At 62.4% G+C, this 16253-nt stretch carries 13 protein-coding genes and 1 pseudogene; 12 read left to right on the top strand and 2 right to left on the bottom strand.

The features are described 5' to 3' along the window. Positions 1-10: 10 nt before the first annotated feature. Positions 11-970 (bottom strand): 2,3,4,5-tetrahydropyridine-2,6-dicarboxylate N-succinyltransferase, encoded by a 960-nt coding sequence (gene dapD / locus RAM15_RS06190; protein WP_306221213.1) that lies wholly within the window; start codon positions 968-970, stop codon positions 11-13. Positions 971-1116: 146 nt separating this feature from the next. On the opposite strand from dapD, the gene RAM15_RS06185 reads away from it, so the two are divergent. The 12 genes and pseudogenes from RAM15_RS06185 to RAM15_RS06130 all read left to right on the top strand — a co-directional run bounded on the left by RAM15_RS06185 (position 1117) and on the right by RAM15_RS06130 (position 15467). Continuing rightward, positions 1117-1248, top strand: coding sequence for a hypothetical protein (locus RAM15_RS06185; protein WP_255297770.1), 132 nt, complete (start codon positions 1117-1119; stop codon positions 1246-1248). 107 nt (positions 1249-1355) lie between these two features. Beyond that, entirely contained in the window at positions 1356-2489 is a 1134-nt protein-coding gene (gene prfB / locus RAM15_RS06180) for a peptide chain release factor 2 (RefSeq protein ID WP_306221212.1), read from the top strand. Positions 2490-2586: 97 nt separating this feature from the next. Next, positions 2587-3618, top strand: a pseudogene (ftsE, locus tag RAM15_RS06175) (cell division ATP-binding protein FtsE); the annotation flags it as partial. 788 nt (positions 3619-4406) lie between these two features. Next, positions 4407-5330 (top strand): permease-like cell division protein FtsX, encoded by a 924-nt coding sequence (gene ftsX / locus RAM15_RS06170; protein ID WP_024626676.1) that lies wholly within the window; start codon positions 4407-4409, stop codon positions 5328-5330. Positions 5331-5417: 87 nt separating this feature from the next. Further along, positions 5418-6806, top strand: coding sequence for a CHAP domain-containing protein (locus RAM15_RS06165; RefSeq protein WP_306221211.1), 1389 nt, complete (start codon positions 5418-5420; stop codon positions 6804-6806). 93 nt (positions 6807-6899) lie between these two features. Next, entirely contained in the window at positions 6900-7376 is a 477-nt protein-coding gene (gene smpB, locus RAM15_RS06160; RefSeq protein ID WP_045924720.1) for an SsrA-binding protein SmpB, read from the top strand. 278 nt (positions 7377-7654) lie between these two features. Continuing rightward, positions 7655-8593 carry an ABC transporter substrate-binding protein gene (locus tag RAM15_RS06155; protein WP_306221210.1) on the top strand — a complete coding sequence of 313 codons (939 nt, stop codon included), beginning with the start codon at positions 7655-7657 and terminating at the stop codon, positions 8591-8593. A 109-nt stretch (positions 8594-8702) separates the two neighbouring features. Beyond that, on the top strand, positions 8703-9677 hold the full coding sequence (locus RAM15_RS06150; protein ID WP_045924718.1) for an amino acid ABC transporter permease: 975 nt from the start codon (positions 8703-8705) through the stop codon (positions 9675-9677). Positions 9678-9693: 16 nt separating this feature from the next. Next, complete coding sequence (locus tag RAM15_RS06145; protein ID WP_306221209.1) at positions 9694-10506, top strand: amino acid ABC transporter ATP-binding protein; 813 nt, start codon at positions 9694-9696, stop codon at positions 10504-10506. Positions 10507-10602: 96 nt separating this feature from the next. Then, positions 10603-12495, top strand: a complete 1893-nt coding sequence (gene glmS / locus RAM15_RS06140; protein ID WP_306222260.1) for a glutamine--fructose-6-phosphate transaminase (isomerizing) — start codon at positions 10603-10605, stop codon at positions 12493-12495. 6 nt (positions 12496-12501) lie between these two features. Then, a complete protein-coding gene (locus tag RAM15_RS06135) occupies positions 12502-13209 on the top strand; it encodes a pseudouridine synthase (RefSeq protein ID WP_306221208.1) in 708 nt (235 codons plus the stop codon). 155 nt (positions 13210-13364) lie between these two features. Then, positions 13365-15467 carry a beta-galactosidase gene (locus tag RAM15_RS06130; RefSeq protein ID WP_306221207.1) on the top strand — a complete coding sequence of 701 codons (2103 nt, stop codon included), beginning with the start codon at positions 13365-13367 and terminating at the stop codon, positions 15465-15467. On the opposite strand, the gene RAM15_RS06125 is transcribed toward RAM15_RS06130, so the two are convergent. Then, complete coding sequence (locus RAM15_RS06125) at positions 15424-16221, bottom strand: type III pantothenate kinase (protein ID WP_045924713.1); 798 nt, start codon at positions 16219-16221, stop codon at positions 15424-15426. The two genes, RAM15_RS06130 and RAM15_RS06125, sit on opposite strands and share 44 nt — an antisense overlap. Positions 16222-16253 lie beyond the last annotated feature (32 nt).

Here is a 16253-nt window from a genome sequence, read left to right as displayed (position 1 = left end):
CTGCCTGGGTTCAGTTGGCGTGCAGCCGCTCGTTCAGCTCGATCCCCTTCTTGCGAGGCAGGGCTCTGACCTGGCCCGTGCGGGAGTCGCGGATGAAGAGCAGATGATCCCGTCCGCTGAGTTCCGCCCCCTTGACCTCCTGGTCGCCCAGGCCGATCTTGGTGCCAGCGGTGACGTAGAGCCCGGCTTCAACCACGCAGTCGTCGCCCAGGGAGATGCCGATGCCGGCGTTGGCTCCCAGCAAGGAGTGCTGACCGATGGAGACCCGATGGCGGCCTCCGCCGGACAGGGTGCCCATGATGGAGGCTCCGCCGCCGATGTCCGAACCGTCGCCGACAACGACTCCTTGGGAGATCCGTCCTTCGACCATGGAGTGGCCCAGAGTTCCAGCGTTGAAGTTGACGAAGCCCTCATGCATGACCGTCGTTCCTGGCGCCAGATGAGCGCCGAGCCGAATCCGGTCGGCGTTGCCGATGCGGACTCCCTCGGGAACCACGTAATCTACCATGCGGGGGAACTTGTCAACGCTCAGCACAGTTACCTGCGTCACCGGGATGCCCGGCATGGACCGGCTGGCTGCAGCCATGACCGCTGACCTGCGCAGGGCGAAGTCCTCAACGGCAAAGGGTCCGTAGTTGGTCCAGACCACCGTGTTGAGCTGTTCGAAGATCCCATCCAGGTTCATGCTGTTGGGAGGAGCCAGGCGCATGCTGAGCAGATGAAGCCGCAGATAGGCATCGGCTGCATTGGCTATCGGGCCATCCAGATCGGCCACAGTGAAGACCGGAATCTTTCGGATGCCGCGGGCGTCCGGCTGGCTGTTGACTTGGTCGCCAAAGCCGTGGTTGGGACGGCTTGCCGGGGTCGGCGGCGTCGAGATCTCGGCCTTGGGGTACCAGACGTCCAGGGTCCGGCCCTGCTCGTCCTGGCTGGCCAGGCCCCAACCCCATGCGGTGCGTGCTGTGCTCATCGTTCCTCCTTCAGGCGGTGCTCTCGTATTGGCATAAGCTGTCTTACAGGATAAACCGGTCGACGCTCAAACAGAGACGGTCCGTCCGACAGTCGGGTCTGGATGGTCGCCAGCCAGGTCGCAGCCGATAGGTAAAATTATCAATTATGAGTGCCTACAGTCATGAGCGCGAGCGCCGGGAACGTCGGCGCCGCAACACAGCCAGGGCGGTCTGCCTGGTCATTGCCGTGGCTTTGCTGGCCAGTCTTGTCATTCCCGCCATCTTCAGCGGCCTTTGACCCGGTCCGTCCGGTCGGCGGGAATCCGGCCGTCACAGGCAAAGGCAAATGGGAATGAAGACGGCGACCGACTCGCGTGGAGCCGGTCTGGAAAGCGGTGAGACGGTATGGCAGAGATGGATTTTGCCCAAGCATTGGATCAGGCCAAGGCCAAGTACGAGATGATTTCCAAGGCGCTGGACCCGGAGGGTTTGCGCTCGCGGATTGCTGATCTGGAGCGTCAGGCCAGCGCGCCCGGACTCTGGGACGACCAGGAGAACGCCCAGAAGGTGACCAGCAGGCTCTCGGCCCTGCAATCCCAGCTCAAGCATCTGGAGTCCGCATCCTCCCGGCTGGAGGATGTCCAGGCTCTGGAGGAGCTGGGTCAGGAGGAGCATGATCAGGACACCTTGGTGGAGGCCCGCAAGGAGATCGACTCGTTGAGGTCCGACCTGGCCGATATGGAGATTCAGACCCTGCTGGACGGGGAGTATGACGAGCGTGCTGCCGTGGTCACCATTCGTTCTGGCGCCGGCGGGGTGGACGCGGCCGACTGGGCCCAGATGCTCCTGCGCATGTATATGAGGTGGGCTGAGCGGCACGGCTTCTCCACCAAGGTCATGGATACCTCCTATGCAGAGGAGGCCGGCATCAAGTCAGCCACCTTCCAGGTGGATGCCCCCTATGCTTACGGTCGGCTGTCTGTGGAGGGCGGCACCCATCGTCTGGTGAGGATTTCGCCCTTCGACAACCAGGGCAGGCGGCAGACTTCTTTCGCCGCCGTCGAGGTCATCCCCCGGGTGGAGCCAACCGACCACATCGACATCCCCGACTCGGATATCCGAGTGGACACCTACTGCTCTTCCGGTCCCGGCGGTCAGGGTGTCAACACGACCTATTCGGCCGTGCGCATTACCCATTTGCCGACCAACATCGTGGTCACCATGCAGGATGAGCGCAGCCAGATTCAGAACCGTGCGGCTGCTATGGCCGTTCTGCAGTCCCGGCTGCTGGTTCTGCGGCACGAAGAGGAGGCCAAGAAGAAGAAGGAGCTGGCCGGCGACATCAAGGCCAGCTGGGGTGATCAGATGCGCTCATACGTCCTGCATCCCTACCAGATGGTCAAGGATCTGCGCACCGGATACGAGACCTCTGATACCCAGGGCGTTTTTGACGGCAACATCGATGCCTTCATAGAGGCCGGCATCCGCTGGCGGCATCAGCAGCGGGTTCAGGCCCGTGAGGAGGAAGCCAGCAAATAAACCTGTGCTCGGCCTCATCCGGGTCGGTGTTTCATGAGTGTGTAGTGTCGGTCTTCTTGATAGCCTCTGTAGGGGAATACCGAGGAACGGAGAGTCAATGGCGTTGATTTCGCTCAAGGACGTGACCAAGATCTACCCCAAGGGGTCCCGTCCCGCCTTGGATGACATCAGCCTGGATGTCGATCGTGGGGATTTTGTCTTCCTTGTGGGCGCCAGCGGGTCGGGCAAGACCACCCTGCTCCGCCTGCTTCTGCGCGAGGAGGAGGCCACCGAGGGGGAGATCCGCGTGGCCGGCAACGACCTGCGACGCCTGCGCAACCGTGAGATTCCCGGGTATCGGCGCTCCATCGGCTTTGTGTTCCAGGATTACAAGCTGCTCAACAACAAGACTGTATGGCAGAACGTGGCCTTCACGCTGGAAGTCATCGGCGCTCGTCGATCCACCATCAAGACTCTGGTTCCTCAGGTGCTCAAGACCGTGGGGCTGACGGGCAAGGAGCAAAACTACCCCCATGAGCTTTCCGGCGGCGAGGCGCAAAGGGTGGCTTTGGCCCGCGCCTACGTCAATAATCCGGAAATCCTGCTGGCTGACGAGCCCACAGGCAATCTTGATCCCACAACCTCCCTGGGCATTATGGAGGTTCTGGATGCCATCAACCGGACCGGCACCACCGTGGTCATGGCCACCCACAACGAGGAGATCGTCAACTCCATGCGCAAGCGGGTGGTGGAGCTGCATACGGGTCGGATTATGCGCGACGAGGCCCACGGCTCCTACGATTCTTCGCGTTTCTTCCCCGATGCCGAGGTTGCGGCGCGCTCCCATCATGCCATCGGGGATCCCGCCGACGGCGATGCCCTGGACCGTGCTCGTGAGGTTGGTGTTGGAGGGCGCCGTCCGGTGCAGGTTGTCGTGCAGGATGGGAATAGCTCGGCTACCGAACCCATCGCGGACGGAACCAAGGGGGCCAAGCAGGTGGTCCAGGCGGCGGCACAGGCCGTCGACCAGGGTCAGTATGGCGATGAGGGAATCGCACGGCTGGCCAAGTCCATGCATTCGGGGAGGACAGGACGTTATGGGCAGGTCTTCACCTCGGTGGAGGACACCCTGACCTGGGGGAAGGGCCTGGGCAGTCTTGAGTCTGCGCAGGAAGATTCCAGTCAGCATGAAGGAGCCTCTGCGGGGCAGCCCGATCGGAAGGCCGACTCTGACCCTGACGAACGATTCCGCAGACCTGTGCCGGTGTCCCAGGGCAGCCAGGATTCACCCGGTCAGTCGCATGAAGGTTCCAGTGACATAGACCAGGGCAAGGCAGGAACTGATCGCGCCGAATCCGGGAATCGTCCCCAGGCAGAACCAGCGGAACTTACAACCTCTGGGAAATCTCGGAAGTCCGCTCGTGGTTCGGAAGCTGCTCCGCGGCCCGAAGATGCGGGCAGTCGAGAGCAGGATAGGAACCCAGGTCGTGACCGCAAGGGTCTCGCGAATGACGATCACAATCATGACCAGGGTCAAGGCGGGCCCAAGAAAGATGACAAAGTCAAAAACCGCCAACCGTTGAAGGAATCCTCTGCTGAGGCTTCTGATCGTGAACAACAGTTCAAGAGGCCCGATCAGCCTCCGCGGCCCGATGTTTCCAGCCCGGCGGAACCGACCGGCAGATCCAGTCAGGCTACGGCCCAAATGAAGCAGGACGACGCGCAATCCTCGGAGCAAGCCCCCAGCAAGAGCAGGACCAGCAAAAAGGACTCGACGAATGAAATAGATCATGATGTCGAGTCTCACGATGCCGAGTCCATGGGGGCCCCGCCGGCCCCGCCCGCTCCCCCTGAAGCCCCCAAGGCGGCCAGGAAGCCCCAGCAAAAGAGCGGCGCACAGGCTCGGGACGAGCGTCATGACAAGAAGAAGGCGGCACGATGAGACTGCGGTTCATCCTTTCCAGCACCTGGGACAACCTGCGGCGCAACGGTTCCATGATCCTCTCGGTCATGCTGGTCACGTTCATCTCCTTCCTCTTCATCGGCGCATCGGGACTCATGCAGGCCCAGATCAGCAAGGCCAAGGGGGACTGGTATGACCAAGTAGAGGTGGTGGTCTGGCTGTGCCCGGACGGCGCCAGCCAGGCGGCATCCTGCGCGACCGGCAAGGCGCCCACCAACGACGAGATCGTCAAGCTGGAGAACACCATCAATACTGAGCTGCGCGACTCTGTGGCAAAAATCACCTACCAGAGCCGGGAGGACTTTTTCAAGAACACCTTCCTCAAGCAGTACCCCAACGGCACATACGAGGGAAGGACCATGACCGCAGCGGACATGCAGGCCTCCCTGCGTCTCAAGCTCAAGGATCCAACCAAGTACCAGGTGGTCTCCGAGGTGCTGTCCGGACGCGACGGCGTAGAGGAGGTGTCCGACCAGCGTCAGATATTCGACCCGGTCTTCAAGATCCTCAACAGGGCTACGGCAGTCACCCTGGTCCTGGCCGTCGTCATGGTGATCGTGGCCATCCTGCTGACTGGCACCACCATCAGGATGAGTGCCGCCTCGCGTCGCAACGAGACCGAGATCATGAGACTGGTGGGAGCCTCCAACTGGACCATACGACTGCCCTTCATCCTGGAGGGCGTGGTGGCATCCTTGCTGGGATCTCTTCTGGCTGTCGGCGCTCTGAGCGCCATTGTCAAGCTTTTCATCACGGACTGGCTGGCCCGTACGGTCCAGTGGATGCCCTACGTGGATCAGTCCACGGTCCTGCTCATGGCCCCGGCGCTGATCCTGGGGGCCATGCTTCTGTCCGCATTGGCTTCTTCCATCTCCCTGCGGCGGTATTTGAGGACCTGATCCGCAGCGACGGGCCGATTGTCCTTATGGGCCCGAACTCTGCCATAATGATGACTAGCATGGATAAGTGATAGTGAGGACTTGACCATGAATCGTACGAAGCACTTGGAAGCCATCTGCGGCCTGGTGGGGTCGTTGGCCATGATGCTGGGCGGTGGGATCCTGGGGTTGACAGTGGCCCCCGCACCGGCCCGGGCTGATTGGAGTAGCTATCAGCAGAAGGTACAGAGCCATGAGGCTCTGAAGAGCAAGCTGGCGGGTGTCAACAGCGAGCTGGCCAACCAGATTCTCAGTCTCAGCGATCTGACTGCCAACCAGATCCCGGCGGCCCAGCAGAGCGCTGTCGAAGCTCAGCAGCAGGCCGAGCAGGCCGACAGTTTGGTTCAGGCCACCAATGACCGACTGCAGGCGGCCCGCAAGGATCGTGCCGACCTGGAGGCCAAGATCCGTCAGACCGGCATCGACTATGACGATGCCAAGGCCGGTGTGGCGCAGATGGCGAGAAAGAGCTTCCACGGCTCTGAGGCCTCACAGGTCATGGACGTGGTGACCAAGTCCTCCAGCACCAAGGACTTTGTGGACAAGATGCAGTCCGATGCAGCCGTGACCCGATCCGAGGCCAACACGGCCAATGATGCCGCCAACACCCTCAATTCGTCCATGAATCGCAAGCAGCGCCTCGAGGCCATCGAGGAGCAGATCAGCACCTTGAAGGCCAAGGCCGACCAGCAGCAGGCAGCGGCCCAGCAGGCAGCAGCCGCGGCGCAAGCCAAGCAGGACAGTCTGCAGGCCTTGCGCGACCAGGGAACTGCAGCACGCAAGCAGCTGGAGGGGCAGAAGGCCGCCCTGACCACGCAATCGGCCCGTGAGGCCGCTGATATCGTGGCCACCGAGTCTATGATCGATTCCCTCAACACAGGCAATGCCGGCGGTGGGGCCGATCCTCATGCCGGCGGCGCCCAGCAGATCGGCGGTGGGGGCTCCGCACCATCGCCGGCTCCGCAGCCGGCTCCGCCGAGCAACGGGGGCGGTGGAGGTGCCTCCGGCATGAATTACGGGGTGCCTGGCAGCTGCCCTGAAGGTTCTGGTTTCTGCTACGGCCATCCTACCGGCAACTCGGTGGGCGGCAGCGCTTATCCTGCCCGTCAGTGCACGCTCTGGGCCTACATCCGCCGCTCGCAGCTCTCCCTGCCTGTGGGATCCTATATGGGCAATGGGGCTGACTGGGCCAATACTGCACGCAGTCTGGGCTACTTGGTCAACAACACCCCGCACGTCGGAGCCGCCATGGTCTTCGCCCGTGGTCAGCGGGTCGGTTATTGGAACGCCGACTGGACCTACGGCCATGTGGCTGTGGTCGAGCGGGTCAATGGGGACGGGTCTGTGCTCATCTCCGAGGGAGGCACTGGATTTGCCTCATTCCCCGCCTATGAGACGGTTTACGGGGCCGGCAACTACCAGTACATTCATTACTGACATCGAAGCGGACCAGGTCCGCCACCTGGGACGCCACTCCTAGCCGTCCGGCCTACCAGGCGACATGATCGGCATGGTCCGGAGGAGGACATCATGGCTAAGGAGACCGGCACGTCGATGATTGCCCAGAATCGCAGGGCCCGGCATGACTACCAGATCGAGGATCGGTATGAGGCAGGCATCGCCCTGACCGGGACTGAGGTCAAGTCCTTGCGCGAAGGGCGGGCCTCCCTGGCCGAGTCGTTTGTCAGCATCGACCGTCGCCACGAGGTCTGGCTGGAGAACGCGAATATCCCTGAATATCTCAACGGCACCTGGAACAACCATGCCCCCAAGCGCAAGCGCAAGCTGCTTCTGCATGCCAGGCAGATCATTCGCCTGGAGCGGCAGATTCAGGCCAAGGGCTACACCATTGTCCCCCTGAGCCTGTATTTCAAGGATGGCAGAGTCAAGGTGGAGATCGCCGTGGCAAGAGGCAAGCGCGAGTATGACAAGCGTCAGTCCCTGCGGGAGGAGCAGGACCGCCGCGAGGCCCAAAGGGCCATGCGCTACCGGAACCGTCGGGGCTGAGACACCTGCTGATGCACTTTCTGATTCTCGGATAGGCCGGCTGCCTCCTGATATTTCCTTGCACTATGCAGATCGACACGCCCGGAGCTAAGACGATTGGCAGTGTTCTATAAGCTTCTGAAGCTTGAGCTGGAGCCAAAATCTGCCCTGCAGAACAAACTGCAATCGAAGATCAACAATCAGCTGGATGCATAAAAATACAAATGTGTGCATAATAGTGCATGTCGATCAAGGGATACGGAGGGTCGCCTCGGGCGGTCCGGAAGAGGAGAAGAGACATGGGCAAGATCAAGGCGGTGCTGGCGGCGGCTCTGAGTGTCACCCTGCTGGCCTCCATCGGGGCCTGCGGAACCACCGACGAGGCGGACAACAACAGTGCGTCGGGTAAGGCCACAACAAGTTCCCATCCGGCGGCTTTTGACGTCAGTGGCATCAAAAAGGATCCGGCCATAGCGGCCAAGGTGCCCGAGTCGGTTTCCAAGGACGGCAAGCTGACTGTGGGCATGGAGACCTCGTATGCTCCGGGTGAATTCATGAATGAGGACGGAAAGACACCGATCGGCTATGACGTCGACCTGTCCAACGCCATTGCCAGGGTGATGGGGCTCAAGGGGGAGATGGTCAGCGCTTCCTTCGATACCATCATCCCGGCCATCGGCAGCAAATACGACGCGGGCATCTCCAGCTTCACCATCACCAAGGAGCGGATGCAGTCGGTTGACTTCGTCACCACCTTCAAGGCAGGCACGGCCTTTGCAGTCAAAAAAGGCAACCCCAACAAGATCAATCCTGACGACATCTGCGGCGTCAAGGTCGGCGTGCAGACGGGCACCATCGAAGAGCAGCAGGCGACCGACAAGATTTCGGCCGAGTGCAAGGCCAAGGGCAAGAAGCCGGTGGATGTGCAGTCCTACAAGCAGCAGACCGATGCCGCCACAGCGGTGGTCAACGGCAAGATCGACGTCTTCTACGCCGACTCCCAGGTGACCGGATATGCCATCAAGCAGACCGACGGCCAGCTGGAGAAGCTGGGCAAGGATACCGACATCGTCCTGCAAGGCGCCGCTCTGAAGAAGGGCAGCGGCATGGCTGAGGCCACCCAGGCGGCGCTCCAGAAGCTGATCGACGACGGCACCTATGCCAAGATCCTCAAGAACTGGGGTGTCCAGAGCGGGGCAGTCGAAAAGGCGGAGATCAACCCTGCGGTCTCTGACTGAGACAGGCCTCTAGGCGCGGGCCGGCTCAACAACCGGACTGCGCCTAGCGGTTGGCCCGGCTGGATAGGCTGGGCCTGAATACGTTCAGCGGTGCGGAAGGAAGCAGGAGATGCATACCAAGAAGGGGACGGACCAGATTCAGATCCCCGGCAGAATAGAGGCCAGGCCGGTGCGCAAGCCGGGGCCGATCGTGGCCGCCGTCATCGTGGCCGTTTTCGTGGCCATGCTGATCCATGGCATGGTGACCAATCCCAACTTTGATTGGCCCACGGTCTGGAAGTATCTCTTCAACGAGCATGTCCTGGACGGCATCAAGTGGACCCTTCTGCTGACCGTCTACGCCATGGTTCTGGCCACAATCCTGGCCATCATCCTGGCGGTCATGCGCAAGTCGTCCAATCCGGTCCTGCGTTGGGTCAGCTGGTTCTTCATCTGGTTCTTCCGCGGCACTCCTGTATATACCCAGCTGGTTTTCTGGGGCCTGCTCTCCGTGCTGATTCCCAAGCTGGCCATAGGCATCCCCTTCGGGCCGGAGTTCTGGAGCATCGACACCAAGACCGTGCTCAACGCCACCGTGGCGACGGTTCTGGGGCTTGGACTGAACGAGGCTGCCTACCTTTCCGAAATCGTCCGCGCCGGCATCGAGGCTGTGGACCCCGGCCAGGAGGAGGCCGCCAAGGCTCTGGGCATGCCGCCCTCCATGATCATGCGACGGATCGTCCTGCCTCAGGCCATGCGCATCATCGTGCCGCCTACCGGCAATGAAACCATCGGCATGTTGAAGACCACATCCCTGGCCCTTGCCGTGCCCTTCACCCTGGAGCTCCAGTTCGCCACCAACGCCATCGCCAACCGCATCTACAAGACCATCCCGCTGCTGATCGTGGCCTGCATCTGGTACCTGGTCATCACCTCCGTTCTGATGGTCATCCAGGCCCAGCTGGAGAAGCACTACGGCAAGGGCTTCGACTCGCGGCCCCTGGCCGGATCAGGGGCCAAGGACGGCAAGGATGGCGAGGACCCGCAGACCCGTCAGGAAACTGACAAGGTCAACAAGGTCATGATGGCCGGGCTGAACGCCTGAGCGCAGGAGGAAAATCATGGACGAGGACAGGCAGACCAGGAAAAAAGGGCAAGTCAATAAGAATCCGGCTATCGTCATCAGGAATGTGCACAAGGTATTCGGCGACCAGCATGTACTGCGGGGGATCAACCTGGAAGTCATGCCCGGTACGGTAACGGCCGTCCTGGGGCCTTCCGGCTCAGGCAAGTCGACCCTGCTGCGGCTGATCAACCAGCTGGAGACCCGCACAGCCGGCGAAATCTATGTGGACGGCGAGCTGACCGGATACAGGAAAATCAATACCGGCAAAGGTTCTGTGCTGCAGACCCTGGATGACAAGGCTATTGCCAGGCAGCGATCCAAGATCGGCATGGTCTTCCAGCGTTTCAACCTCTTTCCCCACATGACTGCCTTGGAGAACGTCATGGAAGCGCCGGTCCATGTGGGCCGGGTTCCCAAGGCCGATGCCCGCCAGGAGGCTCAGGCCCAGCTGGAACGTGTAGGGCTGGAGGACAGGATGGACTATTATCCTGCCCAGCTCTCCGGCGGTCAGCAGCAACGTGTGGCTATCGCGCGAGCCCTGGCCATGCACCCCGACATCATGCTCTTCGACGAGCCCACCTCAGCCCTGGATCCTGAGCTGGTGGGAGAGGTTTTGGGGGTCATGAGGCAGGTTGCCCAACAGGGCATGACCATGGTGGTGGTCACCCATGAGATGGGCTTCGCCCGCGAGGTGGCCGAGCAGATCGTCTTCATGGATCAGGGAGTCGTGGTTGAGCAGGGATGCCCTGACATCATCGACCATCCGCACTCCGAGAGGTTCGCTGAATTCTTGCATACCGTACTCTAGCCTCAGCAGGCTCAGGCCCTGTCCAGGTTGTAGAAATTCCGGCAAGAAGCCTTCCGGACAGGCGACGGCGGAACTCCCATGGCTAGACTGGGGTCCATGTGCGGAATCGTCGGTTATGCGGGATCAGTACGGACGGCCTGCGGCAGGCCTTTGGAGGTCTGCCTCAAGGGTCTGGAGCGTTTGGAGTACCGAGGGTATGACTCGGCCGGAGTGGCCCTGGCTGCCCCGGGAATGACGCAGGTGGCCGTACGCAAGAAGGCGGGACGCCTGGGCAATCTGGTTGCCGATCTGAAGACCAAGCCCATGCCCGAAGCCACCGTGGGCATCGGGCACACCCGCTGGGCCACCAATGGCGAACCCACTGATGTCAACGCTCATCCCCACACCAGCCGCGACGGCAAGGTCGCGCTGATCCACAACGGGATCATCGAGAACGCCTCAAGGCTGCGGCTGGACCTGGAGACCGAGGGATACACCTTCGTGTCCTCCACGGACACCGAAGTGGCGGCCAAGCTTCTGGGCAAGATTGCCCAGGAGATCGTCGATGCCACCGGCCAGCCCGACATCTTCGAGGCCATCAGGCGGTTGGCCCGCATGCTCAAAGGAGCTTTCACCATCCTGGCTGTGGACTCACGTCAGCCTGATCTGGTGGTGGGCGTCCGACACGATTCGCCGCTGGTGGTCGGTCTGGGAGACGGGGAGAACTACCTGGGCTCCGATGTGGCTGCCTTCGTAGCCTATACCCGCCAGGCCATGGAACTGGGGCAGGACCAGGCCGTCTGCATCAGCGCGGACCAGGTCAAGGTTACGGACTTCCAAGGGCACCCGGTAGAGCATCCCCGCCGTTATACCGTCGACTGGGATGCCTCGGCCGCCGAAAAGGGCGGATGGGACTCCTTCATGGACAAGGAGATCCACGAGGACCCGGCTGCCGTCTCCAACACCCTGTTGGGCCGATACGACGAGTCGGGCGACCTGGATCTGGACGAGGTTCATATCGATGAGGAGGTCTTCCGCCAGATCGACAAGATCATCGTTGTGGCCTGCGGAACGGCCTCCTACGCAGGGCTGGTGGCCAAGTACGCCATCGAGCACTGGGTCCGCATCCCGGTGGAGGTCGAGCTGGCCCATGAGTTCCGCTACCGTGATCCCATTCTGACCCCGCGCACCCTGGTCGTGGCCATATCCCAGTCAGGAGAGACCATGGATACGCTGATGGCGCTTCGCCACGCACGCGAGCAGGGTTCACGGGTTCTGGCCATCTGCAACACCCAGGGGTCCACCATCCCCAGGGAGTCCGACGCCGTGCTCTACACCCACGCCGGCCCCGAAGTGGCTGTGGCCTCCACCAAGGCCTTCCTGGCCCAGATCGTGGCGGCCTACCTGCTGGGGCTGTACCTGGCCCAGGTCAAGGGGACCATGTATCGAGACGAGATCCACCAGACCATCGACAGCCTCAAGGCCATGCCGGCCAAGATCCAGCAGGTGCTGGACGGACAGGCCGAGGTCATCAGCCAGACGGCTCAGCGCATGTCCAAGGCCCGCTCTTTCCTCTTCCTGGGTCGGCATGTGGGCTATCCGGTGGCCCTGGAGGGGGCGCTCAAGCTCAAGGAGATCGCTTACATCTTCACCGAGGGGTTTGCCGCTGGCGAGCTCAAGCACGGGCCTATCGCCCTGGTGGAGCCGGGGGAGCCTGTGGTGGTCATCGTACCCAGCGCACGGGGCCGCAATGTGCTGCACGATAAGGTCATCTCGGCCATCGAGGAGGTCAAGGCCCGTGGCGCCTTCACCATTGTCGTGGCCGAGGAGGGCGACCCGGACGCCGACCGCTATGCTGACGTGGTCTTTTGGAGGCCGCCCTGCCCAACCCTGCTAAGCCCTCTGGTGGACGTGGTCCCCCTGCAGCTGTTCGCCTTGGACATGGCCCGGCTCAAGGGTCTGGATGTGGACAAGCCCCGCAATCTGGCCAAGTCGGTCACGGTGGAATAGGATCCCATGGCTGTCGGGTCCGGGCAGCGGGGGCACCGGATGGTCCTGGAGGAGCCGCGGATCCCCTTCGAACCCAGAATCCTCTACGAGGATCAACGCATCATCGTGGTCGATAAGCCCCATTTTCTGGCCACTATGCCTCGAGGGATGTGGTACGCCAGTACTGTGCTGATCCGAATGCGCCGACTCTACGGGGAGCCCGACATCATCCCTGCTCACCGGCTTGATAGGGCTACTGCGGGCGTGCTGGTCCTGGTTCGGGATCCGGCTGCCAGGCGGGCCTATCAGATGCTCTTCCAGGAGCATCGCGTGCGCAAGGTCTACCAGTGCCTGGCGCCGGTGCGACCCATAGTGCGTCCGCGGACCGGCACTGTGCGACATCTGGATCCGCCCCGGGTCTTCCCGCTGGAGCGCCGTTCCAGGATGATCAAGCGCCGTGGGGTTCTCCAGGCCTGGGAGGAGCGAGGGCCTGTCAATGCGGTTACTCGGATCGATTTGACGGCGGGCCAGGGATGCCTGGCCACCTACACCCTTTACCCGAAGACCGGCAAGACCCACCAGCTTCGTGTGCACATGAACGCTCTGGGGCTGCCCATAGTGGGTGATGATCTCTACCCCCGAATCCAGTCCCGGGCCTATGACGACTTCTCCAGACCACTGCAATTGGTGGCCCGTCGCTTGGAATTCACGGACCCCTTCACCGGGGTTGATTGAACTTTCACCTCTTCCGTTCCCTTGGAGCCTCAAGGCGAGGCCTAAACAGTCAGCCTGGTGGGACATAATGGTCAGGGGGTTCCGGAGCCGCGGGACGACGTGGACGCGGCAGGTATCCCCGTCCGAGGTTTGAGACGGACCAGGAGGTTCTACCCATGAGCAAACCGACACGGCGGGCCTATCGATGGCCCAAGCATCTCAAGGGTCAGCAGTCCCTCTGGTACGGATGCGACTACAACCCCGACCAATGGCCCGAGGATACATGGGATGAGGACATCAGGCTGATGACCAAGGCAGGGGTCAACGTGGTGGCCTTGGCGGTCTTCTCCTGGTCGCGCATAGAGCCCAGCCAGGGTGTATTCGATTTCGACTGGCTGGACCGGATCATCGACAAGCTGGGCCGGGCGGGCATCGGGGTCAACCTGGCCTCGGCCACGGCCTCGCCGCCGCTCTGGCTCACCCAGGCCCATCCTGAGGTTCTGCTCAGGGACGAGCGAGGCGACACGGTCTGGCCCGGGGCCCGGCAGCACTGGCGGCCCACCTCGCCGGTCTTCCGCTCCTACGCTTTGAAACTCTGCCGGGCCATGGCCGAGCACTACCGGGACAACCCCTATCTGGTGGCCTGGCATGTGGGCAATGAGTATGGCTGCCACAATCGCTTCGACTATTCCGACGATGCCATGCGGGCCTTCCAACGTTGGTGCCGCCGCCGCTACAAGGACATCGAGGCCGTCAACCGCGCCTGGGGCACGGATTTCTGGTCACAGAGGCTGAGCGACTTCTCGCAGATTCTGCCACCGCGTTTCATCGGCCAAGGGAATTTCCAGAATCCGGGCCGCATGCTGGACTTTGAGCGGTTCAGCTCTGACGCCCTCAAGGATTTCTACATGGCCGAGCGGGACACCCTGGCTGAGATCACCCCGGACATCCCCCTGACCACCAACTTCATGGTCAGCGCCGGCGGATTCGCCCTGGACTATGACGACTGGGGCGACCAGGTGGACTTTGTGGCCAACGACCACTATGTGACGCCTGGCAGGGATCATCTGGAGGAGCTGGCCTATTCCTCCAGCCTGGTGGATGCCATCGCCCGCCGGCGTCCCTGGTGGCTTATGGAGCAGTCCACCTCAGCGGTCAACTGGCGGCCGGTCAACCCCCGCAAGGAGCCCGGACAGCTGGAGCGCGACTCCCTGGCTCATCTGGCGCTTGGTGCTGATGCCATCTGCTACTTCCAGTGGAGGCAGTCCCGGGCTGGCGCGGAAAAGTTCCACTCGGCCATGTTGCCTCATGCCGGCGAGGACACGGCAGTCTTCCGTGACGTCTGCCAGCTTGGAGGGGACCTGCAGGGACTCTCGCAGGCTGGTTTGGCCGGCAGTACGCTGGCCAAGGCCCCGGTGGCCCTGGTCTTCGACTACGCAAGCCAGTGGGCCAGCTCCCAGGCAGCATCGCCCAGCGACCGGGTCGAGCATGGCCAGGAGCCGCCGGTCTGGTACCGGGCCTTTCTGGACAACGCCATCCGGCCCGATGTCCTGCCGGTCAGGGCCGGATGGGAGGAGTATCCGCTGGTAGTCCTGCCAGCCCTCTACCTGATCGACGCTGACCTCTCCAAGCGGCTGCACAAGTATGTACACAGTGGAGGGCGGCTGATCGTCACCTGGGGCAGCGGCATCGCCGACGAGCAGGACCGCGTCTGGACCGGTGGCTATCCAGGGCCGCTTCGGGACCTGCTGGGTCTGTCGGTCGAGGAGTTCGCACCCATGGCTCCCGGCACACCTGGCCTGCTGGACCACCTGGACCTGGCCAACGGGGTCACGGCGCACGACTGGGCTGATGTCATCGGCCACCTGGACAAGGGCACCAAGGTCCTGGCTAACTACCGGGCGGATCCCTGGACAGGGATGGATGGCATGCCGGCCATGACCGTCCATGATTGGGGTCATGGCAAGGCCGTCTACCTGGGTTGCCGTCTGGATGCCCAGGATCTGGCCAAGGTTCTTCCTGCCCTGCTGGAGGCCCTGGATGTCGCTGATATGCGGTCGGCCCAGGGAGACCCCGATCTGTTGAGAGTTGAGCGAGTCAGCAAGGATGACCGGACGCGATTCGTCTTTCTGTTCAACAGGACCAGGCATCCGGTGCAGGTTCAGCTGGAGGGCCAAGCCCTGGTGGGTTCACTGGCCGGCATTGACGGGGATGGCAAGCAGGCCAGTCTGCAGGTCAATGGCGCGCTGGTGCAGCGTGTGGTCGGCCATCGGCATTGAGCTGGTGAATCCTGTACATGCCGGCGAAGATCAACTCGGGATCGTAGACCTCGATCAGATCGGTGTCTTCTGAGAAGGTACGGCCCATGCCTCCCGTGGCCACCACGTGGAAGTCACGGCCTATCTCGCTGCGGTACTGGCGGATGATCCGCTCCAGGCCGCCAAGGAAGTTGTAATAGAGTCCGGCCTGCATGGCCGTCCTGGTACCCGTGGCCATGATGGTCTGAGGGCGGGTGATCTCCACCTGGGGGAGCTGGGCGGTCTGACCGGCAAGGGCCTGGGCCCCAGAGCGGATGCCCGGCACGATCAGGCCGGAGCGGATGGCGCCCCTGTCATCCACATAGTTGAAGGTGGTGGCCGTGCCGAAGTCGATGACCAAGACTGGCCCTCCGTAGCGGTGGAAGGCGCCCACGCAGTCGGCCAGGCAGTCAGCGCCCAGGGAGCGCGGATCATCCAGACGGATGTTCATGCCTGTCTTCACGCCGGGGCCCACCACCATGGGGTCGATGGAAAAGAAGCGGATCAGGCAGGACCTGACGGCGTGCATGACCGCGGGAGCCACCGACGAGATGATGGCATCCTGCACATCCGCAGTCTTGTAGCCGGCCAGGGCCATGAGCTGCCCCAGCAGAAGTCCGAACTCATCGGCCGTGTGGTCGATCCTTGTGGTCAGCCTGTAGGAGGCGGCGACCTGGTCGCCCTCCATGAATCCGACCTCGATGTTGGTGTTGCCGATGTCGATGGCCAGCAGCATGTCTCTTCCTCCCTGCCGTCGTCCGGGCGCGT

It is taken from the genome of Bifidobacterium asteroides, assembly GCF_030758775.1.
GTDB lineage: Bacteria > Actinomycetota > Actinomycetes > Actinomycetales > Bifidobacteriaceae > Bombiscardovia > Bombiscardovia kimbladii.
This window is presented reverse-complemented; position numbering and strand designations above follow the sequence as displayed.